Origin of the sequence: Rhizobium sp. RHZ01, assembly GCF_014851595.1 — a bacterium.
GTDB classification, from domain to species: Bacteria; Pseudomonadota; Alphaproteobacteria; order Rhizobiales; family Rhizobiaceae; genus Rhizobium; species Rhizobium altiplani.
Genome location: NZ_JACUZZ010000001.1, coordinates 100,178 through 124,174, shown reverse-complemented (window position 1 = coordinate 124,174; position 23,997 = coordinate 100,178). Strand labels below are relative to the sequence as shown.

Here is a 23,997-nt window from a genome sequence, read left to right as displayed (position 1 = left end):
CCGTCAACGCGTTCTGGGTTCGGCATACGTGAAGAAAATATGACGGATCTCTCTGCAGATGATCAGTCGATGAAGACGCCGACGCTTGCGGCCCGGCCCATGGCATCAATCACCGTGAGCTTTGAGTAGCCGCCGCCGTCCGGCACCCACTGATTGGTGCGGCGCCGGGAAATATCGGGCAAAGGCTTGCCATTGGCGAGCCAACGAAAGGGCGCGCGTCCGCCCTGCAGCTTCAGCATCAACGGCGAGAGATCGCCGCTCTTCGCCCCAAGGTCGACATGTGCGCCCTCCGGTGGATAGACGATCTGCGGCGCCGGTTCACGGCCTGTGGTCGCCAGCAGGCCGCTTGGATTGATGGCAAAGCGACGCTGGCTGATCGGCAGTTCTGGTTGGGCGATCCGTATTGCTCCCAAGGGCGGGCGCGGGAGGGGCGTCGTCGCAATCCCTGACTTTGCGAAACCTTCAAAGAGGATCGGCGCGGCAGTGCCGTAACCCGTCAATCCCGGGACAGCGCCATTGTCAGGGCGCCCGACCCAGACGCCGAGGACATAGCGCCCATCGTAGCCGACGGACCAGGCATCGCGATAGCCGTAGCTGGTGCCGGTCTTGTATGCGATCCCGCGTTTCGGAGCGCCGGCCGGTGGAATGACGCCCGATAGGATATCAGCGACATTCCAGACGGCCACCGGATCAAGCATTCCCTCGCCATCGATCTTGCCGGGGCGGTCGCTGACGCCATCGCCGATGCGAACAGGCTGGCCGCGATTGGCAAGCGCCGTGTAAAGCTGGACCAGATCCTTCAACGTGATGCCGAGGCCGCCGAGACCGATTGCCAGCCCGGGCGTTTCGTTCGGGGGCAGCAGGGGACGCACCTCGGCGCGGCGAAAACGGATCAGCAGCTTGGCCGGATTGACTGCATCGAGCAGCTTCACCGCCGGGACGTTCAGCGACAATTGCAGCGCCTCGCGCACCGTAACGTCGCCCTGATAGCTCATATCGAAATTCCGGGGCCGATAGCCGAAGAAATCGGCAGGTCGGTCCTCGATGATCGTCTCCTGGCTGACAAGGCCTTCTTCGAATGCGAGGCCATAGATGAATGGCTTCAGCGTGGAGCCTGGCGAACGGTTGGCGCGCGCCATGTCGATCCAGCCCGAACGGCTGGCATCGAAGTAGTCGGCAGAGCCGACCTCGCCGACAATGTCGCCCGTTTGTGCATCGGCCATGACCATGGCAATTGAAAGCTTCGGACCCAGTTTCGATGCGGAGGCGCGCGCAACGGCCTCCAATCCTGCTTGCACCTGTTTCTTCAGGGTCGTCTCGTATTGCCGTGCTTTCGGGTCCCTGCGTCGTGCTACCTCGCCAACATGGGCTGCAAGGGCCGGAAGCTGCATGCGTTGAGACGGCACCGGCACGATTTCGGCACGCGGCGCCTCACCCTCACCGACAGCCTCGGCGACCGCGACACGCTCTAGCACCCGTTTGCGCGCCATCTCGGCTGTCGCGAGGTTGCGGTCCGGGCGACGCTTTTCAGGCAGCTGTGGCAGCGCGACGAGGAGAGCGGCTTCCGCGACCGTCAGCCGCCGCGGCTCCTTGCCGAAATAGGCGAGGCTCGCAGCCCGTACACCCTCGAGATTGCCGCCATAGGGTGCATGGGTGAGATAGAGATCGAGGATCTGCGCCTTGGATAGCCGCCGCTCGATCTGGATGGCGCGTGCCATCTGCAGGAGCTTTGCCGACAGCGAGCGGCCCTGACGCGGCTCGATCAGCCGGGCGACCTGCATCGACAGCGTCGATGCACCGGAGACGATGCGGCCATTGGTAACGAACTGCAGGGCGGCACGTGCCATTGCCTGAAGATCGACACCGGCATGGCTGTAAAAACGCCGGTCCTCGTAGGCGATTAGCATCTTGAGGAATTGTGGATCGACATCGGCGGTTGTGGTTTTCAGACGCCAGAGGCCTTCGGGCGTTGCAAAGGCACGCAGCAACTGACCATCCGCATCGACCACTTCCGCAGAGACCGTTTCCGCCTTGTCGAGCGGCGGCGGATAGGCCCGGTCGGCGATGTCAAGCAAGACCAACCCGGTGCCGGCAAGGATGATCCCGGCAGCACCTCCGATCGCGAGCTTCGTTGCAAGTCTCATTTCGACGCTGCGGTAACCTCCATCTTGCCGGTCGCGGTGCGTGCGGAGAGCTGCGGTCGATACATGTCCTCGACGACGGCGGCCGGATGATCGTAGGTGCCTGGGGTCACGGCGCGCACGACATAGGCGACATTGATTTCGCGATTGTCGTCCGCCGACCGATTGAACGCGGCCACGAAGCGGTCATTGCGGAATTCGGTGTGGGCCGCCGTCACCTCGCCGATCCAGTCGAAGTTCGTCAGTTGGGCGCTGTCGACCAGGTTCGGATTGTCGATCTGGAAACCGGCCGGAAGCAGGTCCGTCACGACGATCCGCGACGGCCAGTTGTTGCTTTCCGTGACGTGCAGCACAACGACATAGCGCTCGTTCTGCTTGGCTTCGGTCACATTCGCCTGCTCGCCATCCATCGTGTAGTAGGTGCGCTCGATGGCAAAGCCGTCACCGCCGGCGGGCGGCGGCACGACAGGTGCAGCAAATGTCGTCACCACCGCCGAGACAGGCTCGCCGGTCTGGTTGGTGAGCGTGAGCGCATTGCCCATCAAGGCATCCCCGGTCATCTTCGCCATGTAGGCGCCATTGTGCAGCGCGCCGTTGACGTCGATCTTGATAGAGTCATCACCGCCCTGAATTGAGCGCGCGGCAAGCAGCATCCAGGCCTGTTCCTGGGTGCTTGTGTATTTGCTGCGATTCCATTCCTTGGCGACCGCTTTGGCCAATTCCGGAACCACCGGCGGGACCGGACGGCTTTCGGCGGCAAGAGCAAGGATTGCGGCACCATCGCGCAGGATCGAGCCATAGTCCGTTCTCGAAAGATTGACGCGCGTGACCATGGACTGTTCCGACATCTGCAATGCGTCAACGAAGATGTTTTTCGATCGCGTCGCATCGCCATAGAGCGCCAGTGCCGCTGCGATATGCGCCTTTGCGAGCGGCGTCGGAAAGTCGTTGATCATCGTATCGGCATAATAGCGAAGATCGCTGATCGCGGCCTTCTTGTTGCGGGCGAGAACGTAGAGCGCATAGGCAATCTGGTCGCCCTGATCCTTGACATTGACGTCATAGCTCAGCGCGTTCTGAAGGTTCTCCAGAGCTTGCGCGAATGCCCGATCCGGGACGTCGTATTTCTGCTCGCGTGCGCGGGTCAGGAAATCGGTGACATAGGAATCGAGCCAGAGGTCGCCGCTATCCGGTCCCCAGAGACCGAAGCTTCCGGCGGACGCCTGATAGGAAAGAACGCGGTAGATTGCGTCCTGAACGCGCTTCTTGACGTCGGCGTCATCCTCCAGACCGGCCTCATGGGCAAGCTCACTCAGATAGAGCAGCGGCAGGGCACGGCTGGTCGTCTGCTCGGCGCAGCCGAATGGGTAGCGGTCGAGCGACATCAGCAGAGCTGGAATGTCGAAGGCGGCCGAACGCGTAACGCTGACGCTGACGGAGGCGCCTTGTAGAACGCTGTCTGCCAGCAATGCCTTGTCGACGGTCAGCCTGGTGGCTGGATTGAGCGCCAGGACGCGGCGTTCGGTCATCGGCAGAACTGCTGGTCGAACAGGGACGTCAACCGTCTGATCCAGCGACAGGCCGGCCGCGTCAGCGAGATTGATCGAAACGCTGCCATGGCCCGGTTGCGTACCAGTAACAGCGAGTGTCACGGCTGATCTGGCGCCGGCCTCGAGATGAACAGTCTGTGACGCCTCGCCAATGCGCACGGCATCGTTGCCAGCAACGGTCAGCTTGAAGTCGCCTGCCGGCGCGTCCGTGTTGGCGATATCGAGCCGAAGCTCGGAGGTATCTCCGGGGGCGAGGAAGCCCGGCAGGCTCGCCGTCACCACGACAGGGTCACGAATGATGACGTCCTTCGTCGCATGGCCAAGGCCGGCTTTCGACCAGGCGACCGCCATCACGCGGGCAGTGCCGTTAAACTGGGGAATATCGAAGCTCACATTCGCCTTGCCCTCGGCATCCAGTTTCACCGGGCCTGAGAAGAAGGCAACCAGCTTTTGCGTCGGCGGGCTTCCCTGAAGAGCCACAGCGCCTCCGTCGCCGCCGGTCCTCAGCTTGCCGGTAGTGCCGAGCGAACCATCGATCAGCCGTCCGTAAAGGTCCCGAATTTCGAGACCGAGCTGGCGCTGGCCGAAATACCAGTCTTCAGGGTTTGGTGGCTCGTAGCGGGTCAGATTGAGAATGCCGACATCAACAGCCGCAACCGTCACATAGGCGTCCTCGTTGGCGCCCGCGCCGGCAACGGCAAGGGTGATCGGCAGCGGTGCGCGCGGCAGCATCTTTTCCGGCGCATCGATCGCTACCTGCAATGCCCGCTCCGCCGGATCGACCTTCAGCCATTTCACGCCGATCGCGCGCATCGGCATGTGGCTGTCCTGAGCATCGCCGGGGCGGAACAATGTCGCGGTGACATAGGCGCCAGCCCCCCAATTTGAAGTGACGGGAATATCGACTTCGCCACCGTTCTCGCCAATGGATGCGTTCTGGATGGCCACGAGGGTTTCCGTACCGGCCGCGATCATCAATTCGCCTGCGTAGCGCGATGAGACCTTCAGCTTCGCCGTCTCGCCGATCCTGTAGCTCTCCTTGTCGAGCGCGATCTCAAGCCCGTCAGGCGTCTCCGTCGACGTTGCCTGGACGAACCATCCCGCATCGAATTCCACGCTCGAAGCGGGGCCGTCGGTCTGCGTGCTTTCGACCTCGAGGCGGTAGCGCCCCCAGGCGACGGGAGACGATATCTTCGCTCCGTCCAGGGACGCATCGACATTGCCGTTGGCAACCTGCTCGGCGGTGTAGATCGGCTCGTATTTCCAGGCCGTGCCATCGCGATACCACTGATAGTCGCGGTTCAGCTTGTAGAGTTTCCAGCGCAGGCCGCTCATCGCCTGCTTCGCCCCGTCTGCATCAACGCCGATAATGGTGAAGTTCGCGATCGAATTCTCGCCAAGGTCGCCGGAGAATTCCGGCTTGATGCCGATCATCGGGCTTTGGTTCTTGACGGGAAGCACGAGCGAACGCTCGATGGCGCGGCCACCGGCTTCCTGCATGCGGATATAGACCGTGGCGTTCAGAAGCTGCGTCGTCGCCGGCAGATCGCCGACAGTCAGGTCGGTGATACCTTCGCCATCTTCGTCGAGGTCGGGCAGGCCTTCTATGGTCTGGCGCGTCTCTTCGCTGGCTTCCTCGTCGGCAAGCCCAAAGAAATAGCCCGGGAAGGCGTCCGCCTGGCGGGTCGGCTTGATCACGACATCGCCTTCGAGCGACAGCCCCGCTGCCGGTGCGCCATAGAGATACTTGCCTGATATGTTGATTGTCGCTGACGTCTCCGGACCGATAACCTTCGCCTCTGTCTTGATCTCCATGTCGGTGCGATCCGGCACGAAGTCGTCGACCAGGAAGGTTTTTGTCGCGATCGGCGAGCCTTTTGGGTCGGTGTGAATGTTCATCGTCCAGGTGCCGCGCATGGCATTTTCCTGAACGGGCAGGTCGATGGCATAACCGCCGACATTGCTGGTCTGGCTGACGATCCGCCGGTCCTCGACACCGTCGGGGCGCAGAAAGATGAAGGTCAGCGGCAGGCTCTCGATGGCCTTGCCATCGGTATCGCGAGCAAGGGCAGCGGCGTGCACCGTCTCGCCAGCGCGGTAGATGCCGCGCTCCGTCCAGCTCAAGACATCGATGGCACCGGGAGAAGCACGCCCGGTGACGCCGCGATCGGAGAGATCAAAGCCCGCGCGCGTCATGTCGAGGAAGACATAGTCGGCGCCACCTTTCCTGGCGGTGATGACAGCCGGTGTCAAGGCAGCCGTCGCACGCATCAGGCCGGCAGTGAACGTCGCCCGACCGTTCTCATCGGTCGTTGCCGTGCCGAGTACTTCATTGTTCTTCGCCAGGAGCTGGAGCTCAACGCCGGCAATCGGCTTTGCCGAGGCGAGCGAGCGGGTGAAGACGTTGAGGCCATCGGTACCCGCGTATGTCGTGATGCCGATATCGGAAACCACGAACCATTGCGTCGCCTGCGCATTCCAATCCTGGTCCGGGGCGTTTGGCGCCGTTGCCGTCAGAACATAGACACCAGGCTTGCGCTCGGGCAGCGCCTCATCCACCGGGAAGCTGGTGACGACATCCTTGTTGAGGTCGTTGGTCATCTCGATCGAGCCTTGCCAGACAAGTTCGCCGCTCTCGTCTTCGATGCGCTGTGCGCTGTATCCGTCGAGCTGCGTCAGGAATTGCGAGCTCGTCAAAAGCGGAGCGATGCCGCGATCGCCGATACGATAGAGCTTCAGATTGGCGGAAGGCATGTTGACGGAAACGATCGGGATCCCGCGGCGGGCCGTCGACGGCAGAACGAAGCTGTCGCCAGTGAAGCGTACGCTGGCTGTGCGGTCCTTGACGTAGATATCGAGGCTGACGGGGGCCTCAAGCACTTCGTCGACCGAAGAGGGCAGGCCGGTGCGGAACGTGATCTTGTAATTTTCACCGTGGGTCAGCCCCTCGATGCAGACCTGCTTGTCCTTGGTCTCGAGCGCCTTCGGGGCTGCACCGTTGAGCGTCACGAAGGGCGTATAGTCCTGCGTCTTGACCAGGGTTTCGGAGAATGTCGCGCAGATACGGGGATTTGCACTATCGGCATCGACAGTATGCTCGGTAATGCGAAATCCTTGCGTCGATTTCAGCTGCAGGAAGGCCGCCTGGACCTCCTTCGAGTTCACGAGTGCCAGGCTTGCCTTGTAGGCATTGAGTGCGGCGCGATAGCTGGTGTTCTTGTCGAGCGCGGCGGCAAGCACGGAGAGCGCCTCGGCACGGGCCGAGGCTGTTCGTGTCAACCCATAGCCATTGACCGCGTCCAGCACAGCCTGTCCGTAGATCTCGCTGCCATCGTTGTCGTCGGTCTTGGTAAAGCTGTCACCGGCGCGCGCCGTTTCCAGCCAAAGATCGGCATTGTCGGGGGAAAGTGCGAGCGCACTTCGGAAGGATTTCACGGCATCAATGACATTGCCTGCCGTCAGGTCGAGACGGCCGTTGGCGATCAGGCTGTCGGCGCTCTGGCCCTGCTGGTCGTCGGCCACTTCAAGATTGGCCTTGTTATCGCGCGCCTGCTGGATCACATCTCCGGAGAGAAAGCCGAGCCGGGGCGCGGCCCCGATATCCGGCTCCGGCTTTGCGGCGGCAGTTTCGACGATCTTGCCGGCGATAGCGCCCGGGAAGGCGTTCATCGTCTTGAAGTCGGACTTCAGGAAGCACCACTTCACCTTCGGATTATAGGTGAAGGCCTTGCAGGACTTGTCGCCGATGCAGGATGTTTTGCATTGATCCAGCGTAAGGTTCTGTTCGGTCCGCAGATCGAAGCCGAAGTAATCGGCGTCCTGGATTGTCTGGATTTCACGTTTTGCGTCTGCCGCAAATGCCGGAAGGCTTGGAGTGATTGAGGCGAGAGCAACTGCGGCTATGGCGAAAAACGCGCGTACAGACATAGGTCCCCCCAAGGTGACTGGCGCTGGTCCAGAGTGCACTCTCCGCACTCCACAACCGGTTGTCAACTTGGCCAGAGCGTTGTTTCGGAAGGAACCAAGAGTGGGCGAGGATAGTTGGGGACGCTGCTATACACGGTTACCATCCGAGTGGCCCATGAATTCCCAATCGGCCACTTCTGCTCGCTCCTCACATTTGTCGTTAACGGTTTGTTACCGTTAACAGCGATCTATTGGCGAGCGAATTCGCCTCAGCGCGGAACATATTGTCCTCAATGCCGTTATCCGCTCGCCAACATGCTGTTGAGCGTAATCAGTGTTGCAAAATAAGCAGAAACAAGGGGCAATCATGGACAGCGATGTCGAAACACAACGGCGGACAGGTGGCGCCATCCGTGAAAGCGTCTTGATCGTTGAAGATGACTATCTCGTTGCGCTGGATCTTGAAACAACAGTCAGGGAAATGGGGCTCGATGTCGTCGGTGTCGCAACCGACAGAAGGCAGGCTTTCTCACTAGCCGCACAGGCCGACATCGCCTTTGTCGACGTCAACTTGGCTGACGGCGCGACTGGCCCAGAGATTGGTCAACGGCTCGTCGATGAATTTGGCGTAACGGTCCTCTTCATGACCAGCAACCCCGCGGCGGTCGTTGGCCGTGTTCACGGAGCACTGGCTGTTGTCAGCAAGCCGGCAACGCCATCGATCGTGCAGAACTCTCTGCGTCATGCCCTCGATGCGCGCCGCAGTGCGTGAGGACGCTGTAAGTCAGAAAATCCGCGATATCCGCCAGCTGTCCGTGTCGCCATGCGGCCAGAGCTATGCAGTCTGAACGTCCAACTGATCCACCGCTGCAATCACGCCTCGGAGCTCCGCCAGGCCCTTCAGCCGGCCGATGCAGGAATAGCCTGGATTGACCTTCTTTGTCTGGTCGTCGATCAGAAGATGGCCATGGTCGGGGCGCATCGGAATGATGCTGTCTGCCCTTCCGGACGCGGCCCGGCGGCGCTCCTCCCGACGTAGCACCGAGATCAGCAAGACCATGTTGACGTCGCCGCCGAGGTGCTCGGACTCGATGAAGGAGCCGTCCGCTTCCTTGCTGACATTTCGCAGATGCGCGAAATGGATGCGCTCGGCAAAGCGGCTCGCCATGCCGACGACGTCGTTGCCGTGGCGCGAGGCGTAGGATCCGGCACAGAGGGTTATGCCGTTGGCAGCATGGTCGACCGCTGCAAGGATGGTCTCGATATCTTCCGACTTCGAGACGACACGCGGCAACCCGAACAGCGAGAAGGGCGGGTCGTCCGGGTGAATTGCAAGACGTACATCGTTTTCGACGGCTACCGGCACGACCTCTTTTAGAAACTCGACCAGATTGCTGCGCATGTCGTCGTCCGAGAGCTCGTCGAATGCCGCGATTTGCCCGCGGATGGTTTCCCGCGTGTGGCTGTCCTCGCCGCCTGGAAGGCCGGCAATAATATTCCTCTCGAGGGTATCCACATCCTCCTCGCTCATGCCTGCCAATCGAACTCGTGCCGCTTCGACGAGCGGAGCGTTGTAGCTCTCTTCGGCCGCAGTACGCTTCAAAACAAAGACGTCGTAGGCGATGAAATCGATCATGTCGAAGCGAAGCGCCAGGCCGCCAACGGGCGTCGGGTAGAGCAGGTTGGTGCGCGTCCAGTCCACGACGGGCATGAAATTGTAGCAGACCACAGGCACGCCGCCTTTGCCGAGATTGGCAAGACTCTGCTTCCAGGCATCGACATAACGGCGCCAGTTTGCGTTTCGCAGTTTGATCGCCGAATTGACAGGGATCGACTCGCACACCGACCAGACCATGCCGGCGTTTCTTACCAGGGCCATGCGTTCGGCAACGTCGTCCGGCGTCCAGACTCGGCCGTCGTAAATATGGTGGAGCGCGGTTACGATGCCGTGCGCACCGGCCTGACGGGCATGGGACAATGTGACAGGATCCTGCGGTCCGAACCAGCGCCAACTTTCCAGCATTACAGACGACCTCCCTAATATGTTGGACAATTAATCGCACTTTATTTGATCTTCGCAAGCCAAAAGCGACGATTGCCAAAATAAGGCCAACATAATAGATTTTCCGGAGAACGGAGCTTTTCACTGTGCAGTTCAGCAATCGCGCCTCGGCGGTAGATGATGTCGTCCGACAAATCCGCGGTCTCATCCGCGAGCGGGGGCTTGGTGTGGGCGACGTCCTGCCGAGCGAAGTCGAGCTGGCCGCGATGTTCGATTCCAGCCGAAATACGGTGCGCGAAGCCTTCCGTACGTTGAAGGCGTACGGAGTCGCCGAATCCAGGCAGAAGGTCGGCGCCGTGCTGACTGACCAGCATCAAAATGCCATGCGCGATCTCTTTTCCTTTGCCATGGAGATTTCGGTCGATGCCTTCCGCGATATCCAGGGCTATCGGCGACTGACGGAAATGAACCTGTTCGATCTGCTTGCTGACCGTCTGGCCGATCAGGCTCTTGCCGAGATGGAAGCAGCCAACGCAGCCATTCTGACAGCGGAAGACGCCGAGCGTGCCTCCGAGTTCGATTTCGAGTTCCACCGCCTACTTGTGGACGCTGCCGGCAATCGCACATTGTCGGAAACTTATGGAATGCTGAAGCCTGTCATCCAGCGATTGATGCTCGCCGGAAAATCGCAGCGACTGACTTTGGAGGCGGTTGTAGCCGAGCACGGCGATATTCTGCAGGCCCTGCGCGATCGCGACCGGATTGCCTTTGTCTATCACATGGATCGGCATCTCAGCGCCGGTCTTGAGTTCATTTCTGAATGAGCATGCCGAACAGCGGGAGAGGCTGATGGGAGAATATGCCGGAAAGATCGCAATCGTTACTGGGACAACCGGAATCGGACGCGCGATCGCATTGCATCTGGCGCGCGAGGGTGCGGCCGTTGCCAGCCTTGGCATCGATGAAAAGGCGAACACCAAGCTTGCGGAGATCGGTGCGGAGGACGGTCTGGCCCTGCGCGTTATCCGAACGGATGTTTCCGCCCCCGAAAGCGTGGCTGATGCCTTTGCCGAATCTGTCGCAGCGTTTGGTGGCGTGGATATCATCGTCAATTCGGCGGCGGTGCACCCCTACGGCAACGCCACCGACACACCCTTCGAGACGTTCATGCGCTGCATGGCGGTGAATGTCGGCTCGATCCATCTGACAGCCGAGCATGGCGTGCCCGAGATGCGCAAGCGCGGCGGTGGCGTGATCATCAATATTTCAAGTGTTCAAGGCTTTGCGTGCCAACCTGGCGTTTCTGCCTACGTCGCGTCGAAAGGGGCGATACACGCATTGACGCGGGCGATGGCGATCGACTTTGCGGCAGAAAATATACGCGTCGTATCGATCAGCCCCGGTTCCGTGCGCACGCCGATCCTGGAGCTGGCAGCGCGCACATTCGAAGGAGAGGATGCCGATATCGATGCGGTATTTCGGCGTTTCGGAAAGGCGCATCCGCTTGGCCGCATTGCCGAACCCGAAGAGGTGGCCGCACTTGCGGCCTTCCTGGCCTCGGACAAGGCTGCGTTCATTACCGGATCGGATCACCGTATCGATGGAGGTCTGACGGCCGGTATCGGGGTGCGCTGAGGGCCATGCCCGGCCTTTTGACCGGGCAGGCGCTTTGTTAGATGAGACCGGTAAACAGCCCGATGCCCGCGAGTGCGGCAATGCCGCCAGCCGAACGCATGACGATTGCTCCTTGCTGCTCGCTGATCTTGCCGATCAGGTAGCCAATGATGATGCCGGCAATGTGAAGCACTGAGGTTGCCAGCATGAAGCCCGCTGCATAGGCAATGCCGGCGGCAGCCGCGGGCATTTCGGAGCCGTGCGCATGTCCGTGAAAGATAGCAAAAAGGCCGACGACACCGGCTGCGATGGCGAGGGAAGCGCGGATGTCCAGCGCGACGACGGCACCAAGGACGATCACGGAAAAAGCAATGCCGGCTTCGACAAATGGAACGGAAATTCCCATCATCCCGAGTGCGCCGCCGATCGCCATGACCGAGACAAAGGTGGTCGGCACCAGCCACAGCGCACGGCCGCCGAGCTGCCAGGCAAGAACGCCGACGAGGATCATCGCCAGCACGTGATCGAGCCCGGAGACGGGATGCGTGAAGCCGTGGGCGAACCCAACTGTCTGGCCAGTGCCGGTGTGGGCGAAGGCGAGCGATGGAGCAAGGACGCAAACCGCGAGCGCGGCGTTAAATCTGGAAATCTTTGAAAACATGGGAGGCCCCTACTTTGTGCAAGTTGTCCGGAAAATGGCACGCGGGATCAGGGGGATAAAGCAAAAAGATCAGCGACACCGTCATTTGACGTAGTTCAGCATCGGCCGCTCAAGTCGGCTGCAGCATGCCAAACACGGCGACAAGGCCAAGCACTGCAAACCCCAGGACTATTTCGGCGCCAGTCGCCCACTTGAGGGGCTCGAGCGAGGGGTTGCGAGCAAGCCTTGGAACAAGAAGGTAACGATTGCCTATCGCAAGCGCGATCAGGGCGAACACGATGAGGATCTTGATGCTGAGCAGAAGCTGATACTCGAGCTGCCAGTCCAGTGGAACGGATCCGACAATCAGTGCTGTATTGATGACGCCGGTCGTGATGACGAGTGCCACGGCAACATGACCCGCGGTTGAAAATCGCATCAACGCCGTCCGTGCGTCCCCCTGCCATCGGGGATCTCTCAGCATCGGCAAGGTGACGACGATGGGGACCAAAGCGCCAAGCCAGGCGCCACCAGACAGGAGATGAACCCCATCGTTGAGACGATGCATCATGCGTAGCCAGCCGCTGTGCATGGCGGCATGGCCGCTGAGCGTGAGACTGACGAGCAGGAATGCGGCGCTAGCCGCACGGGCACCGTATCTGAAACGGCCCGTTGCCATGCAAGACACGATCAAAAGACCGGCGGCGCAAGCCTGGGTAATCCAGGCCTGCCCGACATTGGTCCCTGTAAGGACGGAGGATAGCATTTGCGGCGCGAACGCGTCGGCCCAGCCCTCGCCGATCGCAGCCGCTCGCAGCGGGAGCAGGGAGGTGGTCGTGCCGATGATCAGAAGCGTTGAGAGGCCATAGCAATGACGGATCCGTCGGCCCACCTGTGCCGCCAGATCTGCTGGCGCAATCCAGCAGATGTAGGCTGATGCGCCCCACAAAAATATGGCGGAACCATAGAACAGGAAGCGGCACAGGACGAGCGCGGCGTCTGGTGTCACGGCTTGACCGTGAAGCCGTATGCGCCCGTGGTCTTATGGCCGTCTGTCGAAAGAACGTGCCATTCCACTTCATAGACGCCGGGATCGAGCTTTTCCGGAAGAGGAACCATCAGGGTCTTTCCGTCATCCATCAGCATGGCGTCACCGGTCTTCACTGAAGCCTTGTCCGGGCCGATGATTTTCGCGCCGGAGAACTTAAGATCCAGCTCTTCGGAAAAGTGCAGGTCGAGCTCGTCGGGAGAGACTGCGACCGTCGCCTTGTCGGCAGGCACGCTCTCGGTCAGATGAGCGTGCGCAAAAGCTTGGCCAGCAAAAATGACGAGTGCAAGGGCTGACAATGCGGCAAAGCGTGAATGTTTAGGCATGTTTCTATCTCATATTCTGGTCACGGTTCTGATGCGGTAGCGCATGCGAGCCTGGTGGTCGCTGCCCTTATTGCGGCTTGGACATGTCCATGCCACCCATATCCGAGTGGCCGTCCTTTGCGGACGCATTCGCCCCGCCAGCACTGCCGACTGTAAACTCGACATCCACCGATCCCGCCTTCTCGAAGGTCAGGGTCGCCTTGATCGTCTCCCCTTGCTTGAATGGCTGCGCGACGTCCATGAACATGATGTGGAAGCCGCCCGGCTTCAGCTCGACGGTCTGCCCGGCGGGAATAACGAGGCCACCGGCGACGGGTCGCATCGTCATCACGCCGTTGTTGACGCTCATCTGATGAACCTCGGTTTTTGCCGCCCGGTCGGATGTGATGCTGACGAGCCTGTCATCGGCCGAACCGGTGTTGGTCAGGTTCAGGTAGCCACCCCCGACCTTGGCACCCGGCACCATGGCTCGAGTGCGGGGGTGGCCGATGTCGATGGCGCCCACCTTGATATCATTGGCGGTAGCGATGGCAGCAAACAGGCCGGCAAAGATCAGGCCTGTGATGAGTATGATCAGTTTCTTCATAGGGTGCTCCTGACAGGATCATCTCTCGCGGCGATGTACGACGGCAGAGAGAAAAACGTCATTGCGAAATGGATAATTGGATGCGGGTGCGATCTGCTTCAACCCAACAGTAACTAAGCGCAGGTCGGTGGCCACTGTGACAAGCATCGCGGCATGAGCCGAAATGCTGGTTCAAGCAAAGGCAGAAATGGCCGGAGGTGCCCTCGGACCTGTGTTCGGCGGCAGGATCCGCCGGAAAGTAACGTCCACGTCGTAGGGCCGCATGGCAGCGGTCGCGATGCGTGGACGCTTGCCACGATAATCGTCAGGAACGGGGAGCAAGGCCGAGGCGACGATCCGGCATACCTCACAACCCTGCGCTTGCTGCGCCGTGCCATGTTTGCTCATCCCGTCTGCTTTGCCCGCTATACAGATTACGGGAAGCGTGCCGTCTGGCAGAACATATTCTGCAAGTTCGGAGGGAACGAAGGCGCCTTTGGCAAAAGACGGCGTTTGATGGGCGAAGCCGACAAACAGCAGCGCGATGGCGCAGGTCATGCGCAACATCCACCGCATGATCATCGCGTATCTCGCCTGCAACCGTTTCTCCTTCGCTGACGCGAACGTCTCTACGGAGCACAGCAATAGATCCCAATGCGGCAATTTGAAAGAGGCCCGAAGCGATATAGCTTGCGTTATCGCAAACACGGATGCCTGCACATTGAATGCGCAAGGCAAATTGTACATTGTCTGGATGAGCGAGCGCGGCACCGACTGCGATTTTTTTGGCGTCCGGCACGGGAGCGTGGAACATGTCTGATGGGGCCTGGGATTTCTGGATCGATCGAGGAGGCACTTTCACGGATATTATTGGCCGTGCACCTGATGGCAGTTTGCATCCGCGAAAGCTTCTCTCCGAAAATCCGGAATCTTATCGCGATGCTGCGATCCACGGGATTCGCGGCCTGCTCGGTCTCGGGCCGACGGAGCAAATACCGTCCGATCGCATTGGCGACATTCGCATGGGCACGACCGTGGCGACCAACGCGCTTCTGGAACGCAAGGGGGACAGGGTCCTCTTGTTGATTACCAAGGGCTTTCGCGACGCGCTTCGGATTGCCTATCAGGCACGCCCCGACATTTTCGCCAAGGAGATCATTCTGCCGGAACAGCTCTACGAGCAGGTCGTGGAAGTCCACGAACGCGTTCGCGTGGATGGTTCGATCGAGGTGCCGCTCGAGACGAGCGCTGTAGAGCAGGCAATTGCCAGAGCAAGGATTGATGGGATTGATGCGGTCGCCATCGTGTTCATGCACTCCTACAAGTATCCCCAGCACGAAAAAGTGGTCGCCGATCTCTGCCGGGCAGCGGGATTCAAACAGATTTCGGTAAGCCATGAGGTCTCGCCGCTGCTCAAGCTCATCGGCCGGGGCGATACGACGGTCGTCGACGCCTATCTCTCGCCCATTCTATCTCGGTATGTTCAACAGGTGGCAAGCGAACTTGGAGTAGAACAGGCCGGGAAAACGTCGCCGCGACTGAATTTCATGATGTCCTCGGGAGGCCTGACCGCCGCCCATATGTTTCAGGGCAAGGATGCACTCCTATCGGGCCCCGCTGGCGGTGTGGTTGGTATGGTGGAGACCGCGAAACTTGCGGGGTTCCATAAGGTTATCGGCTTTGACATGGGGGGCACCTCAACCGATGTGGCCCATTATGATGGCGAGTACGAACGCGTCTTCGATACCGAAGTTGCAGGCGTTCGAGTGCGCGCGCCGATGATGCGCATTCATACCGTCGCTGCCGGCGGCGGCTCCATCCTTCATTTTGAAACAGGTCGCTTTCGCGTCGGTCCCGATTCGGCGGGCGCCAATCCCGGACCCGCCTGCTATCGTCGTGGCGGAGAGTTGGCGGTAACGGACGCCAACGTCATGCTCGGAAAACTGCAGCCGGATCTGTTTCCCGCAATCTTCGGGCCGGCCCAGAACGAACCACTCGATACCGAGGCCGTGCGCGAGAAGTTCGAGGCAATGTCCGCGCAAGCCGCCAGCGGACACAGCCCGGAGAGCGTCGCGGAAGGCTTCATAAAGATCGCGGTTGAGAATATGGCCAATGCCATCAAGAAAATCTCGGTGCAGCGTGGCTACGACGTGACAGGATACCTTCTGAACTGCTTCGGTGGTGCGGGTGGGCAGCACGCCTGCCTTGTTGCCGATGCCCTCGGCATGTCGATGGTGTTGGTTCACCCCTTTTCCGGTCTGCTGTCTGCTTACGGCATGGGCTTGTCATCGATCTTCGCATCCCGTCAACAAGCGTTCATTGAGCCTCTTTCGGAAGCGTCGCTCCCAGAACTTGACCGCTTGATCAAAACCCTGAGGATCGGTGTTCGTGACGAATTGCAGGCGCAAGGCATTTCGCCCGATGCAATGGAGTTCAGGCCCGTCCTCGCCTTGCGATACGAGGGTACGGATACTGCGCTCCCGGTCGATTTTGGCCTTGGTTCGATATCCGATGCCAGGACCGACTTCGAGCGGGCGCACAAGGCGCAGTTCGGCTTCGTCTATGACGGTAAAACGGTCGTCGTTGAATCCGTGAGCGTCGAGGGAACCGACCGATCCGAGGGCCGCAATCAGGAGGCAAGTCACGAGGCGGCGGCAAGTCCTGCCCGTGCCTCAGAAACTCGGCCAGTCTTCTTCGAAGGCTCCTGGCGTGATACCGGCGTCTTCAGGCGAGAGGATCTCTTTCCGGGTTGCCAGGCACTCGGCCCGGCACTTGTCATCGAAGCCAATCAAACAATCGTCGTCGAGCCGGGATGGCGGGCGGAGATCACCGCGAATAACCACGTGCTGCTCCGCCGTGTTGAAGCGAAGAAGAACGTAGCCGCCCTTGGGACCGATGCCGATCCGATCATGCTGGAGATATTCAACAATCTCTTCATGTCCATCGCCGAACAGATGGGTGTCACACTTCAAAACACCGCCTATTCCGTCAACATCAAGGAACGATTGGATTTTTCGTGTGCTGTCTTCGACCGAACCGGCGCGCTCGTAGCCAATGCACCGCATATGCCGGTTCACCTGGGATCCATGGACCGGTCAGTAGAGACAATAATCAAGTTGAACGCAGGGCACATCCACCCGGGCGATGTGTTTGCTCTTAACGCCCCGTACAACGGCGGAACACATCTCCCCGACATAACAGTCGTCACGCCTGTGTTTGATGACGCAGGATCCACGATCCTGTTTTATGTTGCTTCGCGCGGGCATCACGCCGATGTTGGCGGAACAGCGCCGGGCTCAATGACCCCGCTTGCAACGACCGTCGAGGAAGAAGGTGTTCTCTTCGATAACTTTCAACTCGTCGAACGCGGTCGCTTCCGTGAATCCGAACTGCTCGAGCTCCTGACAAATCATCCTTATCCGGCGCGCAATCCGCAACAGAACATCGCCGATCTAAAGGCTCAAATTGCTTCAAACGAAAAGGGCGTGGCGGAACTGCGTAAAATGGTTGCTCATTTCGGCCTGTCGGTGGTCGAAGCCTATATGGGACACGTCCAGGACAATGCGGCTGAAAGCGTGCGCCGCGTCATCGAGCGGTTGCCGGACACCGCCCAGTACGACTATCCAACCGACACCGGTCAGCTGATCAGGGTCAAGATTACAGTCGATCGCCAGAGCCGTGAAGCGACCGTGGATTTCACTGGAACCTCGGCGGTTCAGGCCAACAATTTCAATGCGCCCGAGCCGGTCACCCGCGCTGCCGTTCTTTATGCTTTCCGCGTGATGGTCGAAGCCAATATTCCGATGAACGCCGGCTGCCTGAGGCCGATCAAGATTATAATCCCCGACGGCTGCATGCTAAAACCGGCTTATCCGGCAGCGGTTGTCGCCGGAAATGTCGAGACATCGCAGCATGTCACCAACGCGCTCTTCGCCGCCATGGGGGCGATGGCCAATGCGCAGGGAACGATGAACAATCTGACCTTCGGAAATGCGAAATACCAATACTACGAGACAATATGCTCGGGCTCTCCGGCAGGACAGATGAATGATGGCCGGGGCTTTGCCGGAACCGCTGGTGTTCACACGCACATGACGAATTCGCGGCTCACCGATCCGGAGGTCCTGGAGCTTCGATTCCCGGTTCTTCTGGAAGATTTCCACATCAGGCCGAATTCAGGCGGCAAAGGCACCTGGAACTCGGGCGACGGAACGGAACGAACCATTCGCTTTCTCGAGCGGATGGAATGCGCTATCTTGTCCTCCCATCGCAACCAGCCGCCTCGCGGCATAAGCGGGGGCGGTGACGGTCGTCTGGGCGCAACGAGAGTGCTTCGCCTGGATGGCAGCGTGGAGACGCTGAAGGCAAGCGATCAAACGGTCTTGGAAGCCGGCGAGGCCATTACGGTCACGACGCCAACGGGCGGCGGCTTCGGAGCCTGATTGTCATTCGCCGGCGGTTATCGAGCCTCCAGCGGGGTCCCATCATCCCAGACATTGCCCCGCCATATGTTGCCCTCTCCCCCATCGTAAAAAGAGGTGGTTGGTCCATAGACGGCGCAGTTGCCATTTGGTCCTCGTTCCCACACGTTGTCGACAACCACAATATAGGTGGGATTGTCGCCAAATGGTTTGCCATGGTTCAGTCCGAACGATGTACAAAAACCACCCGGTGTTGCCAGAAAGAGATTATGCTCGAAGGTGAATCTCGATAGTGACGCAAAATCACCATAGATCTGAGCGCTCCCGGAGCATCCACCTCCAACATCATTATCCGGCACGTCGCATCCTATCGTGTTGTGACGAAGCGTGACATCACCCCAACCAAAGGCCGCATAGCCGCCGAGGTGTTGCGGCTGTTCAGGCTGCATGTATTGGCCATGCAACCAAGAATCCTCAATGAGGCAGTTCGGCGAACAATGGATGCTTGCCCCCCCACCCTTTACTTCGACACGTCTCACGGTCATGTTCGAATAACCAAGGGCAGCGCTCTGCCAGCTTCCGGCATTGACGACACTGTCCTCGATCGTAAGGGAGGCGCCAGGGGTATCGACGTCGATCCGATTTGTCGTGCTTCGCGTTATTCGAACGCCGGGCGCCTTGATGTACAAGTCGCAGGTCACGCGTTTGGAATCAATCACTGTATTCGGTTCCGTTATGCCGCACGGACCGGTATAGGGCGCAAGCTCGGTGCCCTTGGGCACGCCCGTATTGTTCGGGCCAGGGAACGAGTTGCGATCGATTGCCAGCGCGCTGCGGGCAACCGGCACAAACACGACTAGAACCGACAGACCAAGCAGGGCAATCTTTTCTTTGAGTAGCCTCTGCATGGCCCCTTACCTTTCGACGGGCATTAACTTGATCGGTGCTTACGTATTCTTCGAAGGAGTTCCAGACACGGACCGCGGGTTCCAACGTTGGCTCAGCGTCGTCGCATTGGTCGCGCCACAGGAAAGCGAAAGCATGATTGCGGCTCTGTAGCTACGGATAAGAACGAGACCGACGAAGGCAAGGCCGCGCGCCCTCCAACCGTTCAATCGGTCTGAAACGCAGATTCGCCTTAATTCTGCAACGGGAGAAAGAGCAACGGCGACGGCTCGCAATATCCAGCGCAACCTCCAGCCCTGCTGTCCCTTTGCACGGGCGAAGTCGTGGGCAGTGTGTCGTTGCCACTTCAGGCCCAATTCAGAAAAACTCTTGCGAGCCGGATGGTAGGCAATCATTCTCTCGCAATAATGTGTCCGATAGCCTTTCCCCAACGCCCGTTGTCCCCAATCACGATCCTCAGCAATATCGATGCCACCAAAATTGCCAATCGAGGCAAAAATCTCCGTGCGTACTGCCAGATTGCCCGTTCCCGTAAACCCTTGCTTTTCGATGTATTCTTTCATGCGATACGCGAATACGCTTTCGTAGGCTTCGAGAAGCGTCGGATGCTTTGGATCGTCACACCCGATCCGTACGTCTCCGCCAAGGATGGACTTGCTTCTATCAGCGGAGAACTGATGCGTGATTTCATCTAGCCAACCGTCTGCGGCAACACAGTCAGCATCGATGAAAGCCAAGGTGTCTCCCGCAGCGTTTGCTACACCAAGATTTCTGGCGGGGCCCGGACCAGGAACTGGTTGCGACAGCAGTTTGACATTTGGAAAGGCAGCGCAAATCTCCGCTGGCATCTCTCTGGACCCGTTGTCCACCACGATTATCTCGAACGAAAGCCCAGGGTTATTCTTGAGTGTCAGCGACATCAAGCAGCGTCGAAGCAATTCGGGCTGGTCAAGATGCGGGATAATGACGCTTATCATCGACGCCCAATCTCCTGCGAAATACTGTGCGATAGGCCGTCAGATAGCGACGAGCTTCGTTCGCCCACTGGAACTCACGATCGGCGACAGATCGCCCGACGGCTGACATCTCCGCGCAGCACTGTGGATCGTCCACAAGCGCGAGAATTCCGGTTGCGAGTGCTTCTGGCGAATGCTCCTTAACCACGAGCGCCGCTTCTGTTGCATCACGCGTGGCTTGCCGAAGATTGAACTGAACGATGGGAAGGCCCAACATCATGTATTCAAAGACCTTGTTCATTGAGAGCTTGTCGTTGAATTCATTGGGTGGGTCAGGAATGACTCCAATGTTTAGTGCAGACAGGTGAGCCATGAGGGGCTGGCCACTCAAATAGCCACTGAAGCGAACGGTATCGCCAAGGTTGAGGTCGGTCGCGAGCTTTTTCAGTCGGCTAAGCTCCGGACCGTCACCAATGATGAGGCCGTGGACATCGTCTCTCTTGCGATGATGGACAATCTCGGCGAGGGCGCGGACCATGGTCTCAACCCCGTCCTGTTCGCCCATAATGCCGAGATAGCCGACCAGGTGCTTGCCGGGGACAACGAGCGACTGATCAGGAATTGTGCGCCGGAACCGTGAAGCTTCTGGGTAGCTTTTGACGACAACTACACGATCGGGGGCCATTCCACCGCGAGAGATTGCAATGTCGCGGAACGTCTCGTTTGTCGCAATACTGACATCGGCCAACCGGAAGGTCTGCCGTTCAAAGAAGCAGAGCAATCGGTGAAAGATGTCCTTGCGTCCGAACTTGGTAGCGTAGAGCTCCGGGCTGAGATCGTGATGGTCGAATACAAAGCGGGTGCCGAACAGCAATTTGTGGATCAGGGCAACGAGGAACATCAGATCCGGGGGATTGCATGCCTGAATGGCGTCAATTGACTGGCGCCGCCGGACGCGGAATGAAAGACGTGTCTGATGAAACAGCGCGAGGCAATACTCTCTCAAGTAGCCAGTCGCGCTGGTGGCTTCCCGAAGCGGATGCCGGTAAATATGGATGCCGTCCAGAACTTCATAGCTTTTGTCGTACCCCTTTCCTTTGGGGCAAATCACGGACACCTCGTAACCGGCGTCGTTTAGGGCCCGGGCTTCCTGCCATACCCTGCGATCGAACGGGACCGGCAGATTCTCGACCAGGATCAGAATGTGATGGTTGCTAGGAATGGCGGCCTCCCGCGTGTTGAAAACACATCAAGGCTCAAAGATACGGCCCTGCCGGGACGGCATTCCAGTTAGCAAACCGGTTAAAAAAGGCGGCTTTTAGTTGATCTGTGGTTCACCCATATGGGTATCTATGAATCGGTTCAGTATTATATGTAAAAATCTTTAGTAATTTCCAAGTGTACATGAGTTCCAAAAGGGAAATGGGCGGTGCCGGAGGGTGTTTACAAAGAAAAAGTTGGAAGTACATTGCTTTGTCCAATTTCTTCTGGCGACGTGCAGCGAGTGGCGAACTTCCTGCATGCGGAACTAAATGGGAAATTGTCGCCAGCGACGTGGGCCTCAGCGATACGACCGTCTTGGAAGTCGACATCCCCCAATCACGGGTACATGCTGATTGCAGGCGAGCAAATCGTCGGTGTGTATGTTGCTTTTTATTCGGACCGACGGGTTGGGCAAACCGTCGAGAAGTTCTGCAACCTGAGTGCCTGGTGCGTCCTGGATGGTTATCGGGCCCATGGTCTACGACTCCTGAAGGCACTTCTCGGCCAGGATGGCTACACGTTCACGGACCTTTCGCCGAGTGGCAATGTCGTTCCGCTCAACCGACGGCTCAAATTTCAGTTAATCAACACTGCCGTTGCGATGGTGATAAATCTTCCTCGGCCGAGTTGGGGAAGCGGCGTTTCGATCGTCACCGATCCTCATCTCATCGAGCGTTATCTCGACGCTCGCAATCTCGGTATCTACAGGGATCATGCTCTTGCGCCCGCCGCGCATCATCTCGCTGTGATAAAGGGCGATCGTTGCTGCTACGTCATCTTTCGCAAGGATACGCGCAAACGGATGAGGGTGTTTGCGTCGATCTTGCATGTCGGGGACCGCGACCTTTTCGCGGAGACCGCTCACCACGTCTACAGCTACTTGCTAACGCGCTTTGGGATCGTCGCGACCTTTGTCGAAGAGCGCTTTGCCGACGTGCACCCAAGGCTTTCCATCTCGCTTCGATCCCCGCGCCCACGGATGTTCTTGAGTGATCGGGTGTCTCCAAGCGAGGTCGATTACCTCTACAGCGAACTAACCTGCGTACCCTGGTAGCGAGGAGTTTCGAGATCAATGCAGCCGACGATCAAGATCAACATTTCCGATCTGCTTCGCCACGGGGCAGCTTCGTTCGGCAATTCTCCTGCCCTGACATACAAGAATACCACTACTGGCTACGCTCAGCTTTGGCAAAACGCCTGCGGATTCGCATCAGCCCTGGATGCCATCGAGACGGCCCCGGGTGACCGGGTGGCGATTTTCCTCGACAAGCGGCCAGAGACCGCCGTCTCGATATTCGGTACTGCTGCAGCTCGCTGCGTAACGGTGCCAATCAACCCCATTCTCAGGCCACAGCAAGTCGCCTATATATTAGCGGACTGCGATGTCAGGATATTGGTCACGTCCGCAGATCGCCTGGCCCTACTCCAGGGACACCTTGCCGGAGTTCAATCGCTCCAACATGTCATACTCGTCGATGGCACAAACACAGAAGCACAAAAGGACGGCACCTGCCCGTGCATCCACTCTTGGATCGAGATCGTTCCGACGGAGGCATCGCCTCCGTTGCAAAGAGGCGTTGATTGTGACGTTGCCGCCATTCTCTACACATCTGGAAGTACCGGCAAGCCGAAGGGGGTCGTTCTCAGCCATCGCAATATGATCGTCGGCGCTGAGAGCGTAAGCCACTATCTCGGGAACAGTCCGCACGACACGATTCTGTCAGTTCTACCACTGAGTTTCGATGCGGGACTAAGTCAGCTTACGACAGCCTTCAACTCGGGTGCACACGTCGTTCTCATGAACTATCTTCTGCCTGGCGATGTCGTACGGCTTTGCGAGAAGCACAAAGTGACCGGCATTACCGGCGTTCCGCCTTTCTGGATCCAAGTTGGAGCTCTCGACTGGCCAACGGAAGTCGGTGCTAGGCTACGCTACTTTGCAAATACGGGTGGGAGGATGCCGAAGGCAACACTCGACCGGCTGCGCGCGTCCTTCCCCAATGCGCTTCCATATCTGATGTATGGCCTGACGGAGGCTTTTCGATCAACCTATCTCGATCCGACCGAGATCGACCGTCGACCGGATTCGATCGGCAAGGCGATTCCCAATGCGGAAATTCTCGTCGTGCGGCCAGACGGGACGCTTTGCGATCCTGGCGAACCCGGCGAACTGGTTCACAGGGGCCCGCTCGTGGCGCTTGGATACTGGAACGATCCTGCCCGCACCAGCGAGCGCTTTCGGCCATTGCCCGGGACGGGTTCAACCTGGCGGCAACCGGAAATGGCGGTGTTTTCGGGAGATACTGTGGTTCGTGATGAGGAAGGCTTCCTGTATTTCGTCGGTCGCCGGGATGAAATGATCAAGACGTCTGGTTACCGTGTCAGCCCGACCGAAATCGAGGAAGTTGCATATGCCACGGGTCTGGCCCGTGACGCAGTGGCTATGGGAATCGATGATCAGGCGCTCGGTCAACGGATTGTACTGGTTGCTAGCCCGGTTGCCGAGACACTCGACGTGGGTGCACTGTTAACGGCGTTCAGACATCGACTGCCGCAGTACATGGTGCCGTCGAAAGTCATCGAAATGGCGTCCATTCCGACCAATCCAAACGGCAAGTTCGACCGCGTACTCTTGAGGGAGCAATTGGGACAGTGAGTG

17 protein-coding genes are annotated in these 23,997 nt (G+C 59.0%); 6 read left to right on the top strand and 11 right to left on the bottom strand.

The window, feature by feature from the left end; genetic code table 11:
* Window positions 1–62: 62 nt before the first annotated feature.
* Complete coding sequence (pbpC, locus tag IB248_RS00525) at window positions 63–2,144, bottom strand: penicillin-binding protein 1C (protein ID WP_192239979.1); 2,082 nt, start codon at window positions 2,142–2,144, stop codon at window positions 63–65.
* Window positions 2,141–7,618: an alpha-2-macroglobulin family protein gene (locus tag IB248_RS00520; RefSeq protein WP_192239978.1), complete on the bottom strand. Its 5,478-nt coding sequence runs from the start codon at window positions 7,616–7,618 to the stop codon at window positions 2,141–2,143. Before IB248_RS00520 ends, pbpC begins: the two co-directional genes overlap by 4 nt.
* Before the next feature lie 346 nt (window positions 7,619–7,964).
* Here IB248_RS00520 and IB248_RS00515 point away from each other — a divergent pair, with 346 nt between their 5' ends.
* Window positions 7,965–8,369, top strand: a complete 405-nt coding sequence (locus IB248_RS00515; protein WP_192239977.1) for a response regulator — start codon at window positions 7,965–7,967, stop codon at window positions 8,367–8,369.
* A gap of 63 nt (window positions 8,370–8,432) precedes the next feature.
* Here the strand turns inward: IB248_RS00515 and uxuA are convergent, their stop codons facing one another.
* Entirely contained in the window at window positions 8,433–9,620 is a 1,188-nt protein-coding gene (gene uxuA, locus IB248_RS00510; RefSeq protein ID WP_192239976.1) for a mannonate dehydratase, read from the bottom strand.
* A 125-nt stretch (window positions 9,621–9,745) separates the two neighbouring features.
* On the opposite strand from uxuA, the gene IB248_RS32330 reads away from it, so the two are divergent.
* Together IB248_RS32330 and IB248_RS00500 are read left to right on the top strand one after the other, a co-directional pair.
* Complete coding sequence (locus IB248_RS32330) at window positions 9,746–10,423, top strand: FCD domain-containing protein (RefSeq protein ID WP_192239975.1); 678 nt, start codon at window positions 9,746–9,748, stop codon at window positions 10,421–10,423.
* A gap of 25 nt (window positions 10,424–10,448) precedes the next feature.
* A complete protein-coding gene (locus IB248_RS00500; RefSeq protein WP_192239974.1) occupies window positions 10,449–11,234 on the top strand; it encodes an SDR family oxidoreductase in 786 nt (261 codons plus the stop codon).
* Window positions 11,235–11,271: 37 nt separating this feature from the next.
* Here the strand turns inward: IB248_RS00500 and IB248_RS00495 are convergent, their stop codons facing one another.
* From IB248_RS00495 to IB248_RS00475, 5 genes are all read right to left on the bottom strand, one after another.
* Window positions 11,272–11,874, bottom strand: coding sequence for a HupE/UreJ family protein (locus IB248_RS00495; RefSeq protein WP_192239973.1), 603 nt, complete (start codon window positions 11,872–11,874; stop codon window positions 11,272–11,274).
* A 109-nt stretch (window positions 11,875–11,983) separates the two neighbouring features.
* Entirely contained in the window at window positions 11,984–12,862 is an 879-nt protein-coding gene (gene copD / locus IB248_RS00490; RefSeq protein WP_192239972.1) for a copper homeostasis membrane protein CopD, read from the bottom strand.
* Window positions 12,859–13,227, bottom strand: a complete 369-nt coding sequence (gene copC / locus IB248_RS00485; protein ID WP_192239971.1) for a copper homeostasis periplasmic binding protein CopC — start codon at window positions 13,225–13,227, stop codon at window positions 12,859–12,861. Before copC ends, copD begins: the two co-directional genes overlap by 4 nt.
* 67 nt (window positions 13,228–13,294) lie before the next feature.
* Entirely contained in the window at window positions 13,295–13,813 is a 519-nt protein-coding gene (locus IB248_RS00480) for a copper chaperone PCu(A)C (RefSeq protein ID WP_192239970.1), read from the bottom strand.
* A 171-nt stretch (window positions 13,814–13,984) separates the two neighbouring features.
* Window positions 13,985–14,392, bottom strand: coding sequence for a hypothetical protein (locus IB248_RS00475; RefSeq protein ID WP_246779174.1), 408 nt, complete (start codon window positions 14,390–14,392; stop codon window positions 13,985–13,987).
* A 212-nt stretch (window positions 14,393–14,604) separates the two neighbouring features.
* Between IB248_RS00475 and IB248_RS00470 the strand changes: the two genes are divergently transcribed.
* Complete coding sequence (locus IB248_RS00470) at window positions 14,605–18,234, top strand: hydantoinase B/oxoprolinase family protein (RefSeq protein ID WP_192239969.1); 3,630 nt, start codon at window positions 14,605–14,607, stop codon at window positions 18,232–18,234.
* A 17-nt stretch (window positions 18,235–18,251) separates the two neighbouring features.
* Here IB248_RS00470 and IB248_RS00465 read toward each other — a convergent pair whose 3' ends face one another.
* The 3 genes from IB248_RS00465 to IB248_RS00455 all read right to left on the bottom strand — a co-directional run bounded on the left by IB248_RS00465 (window position 18,252) and on the right by IB248_RS00455 (window position 21,258).
* Window positions 18,252–19,067 carry a hypothetical protein gene (locus tag IB248_RS00465; RefSeq protein ID WP_192239968.1) on the bottom strand — a complete coding sequence of 272 codons (816 nt, stop codon included), beginning with the start codon at window positions 19,065–19,067 and terminating at the stop codon, window positions 18,252–18,254.
* 93 nt (window positions 19,068–19,160) lie between these two features.
* Window positions 19,161–20,096 (bottom strand): glycosyltransferase, encoded by a 936-nt coding sequence (locus tag IB248_RS00460; RefSeq protein ID WP_018856729.1) that lies wholly within the window; start codon window positions 20,094–20,096, stop codon window positions 19,161–19,163.
* Window positions 20,068–21,258 carry a glycosyltransferase family 4 protein gene (locus IB248_RS00455; protein WP_246779183.1) on the bottom strand — a complete coding sequence of 397 codons (1,191 nt, stop codon included), beginning with the start codon at window positions 21,256–21,258 and terminating at the stop codon, window positions 20,068–20,070. The genes IB248_RS00460 and IB248_RS00455 overlap by 29 nt, the downstream gene beginning before the upstream one ends.
* Before the next feature lie 426 nt (window positions 21,259–21,684).
* Between IB248_RS00455 and IB248_RS00450 the strand changes: the two genes are divergently transcribed.
* Entirely contained in the window at window positions 21,685–22,392 is a 708-nt protein-coding gene (locus tag IB248_RS00450) for a hypothetical protein (protein ID WP_018856731.1), read from the top strand.
* Between the two features lie 18 nt (window positions 22,393–22,410).
* Window positions 22,411–23,994: an acyl-CoA ligase (AMP-forming), exosortase A system-associated gene (locus IB248_RS00445; RefSeq protein ID WP_018856732.1), complete on the top strand. Its 1,584-nt coding sequence runs from the start codon at window positions 22,411–22,413 to the stop codon at window positions 23,992–23,994.
* Window positions 23,995–23,997: the final 3 nt, after the last annotated feature.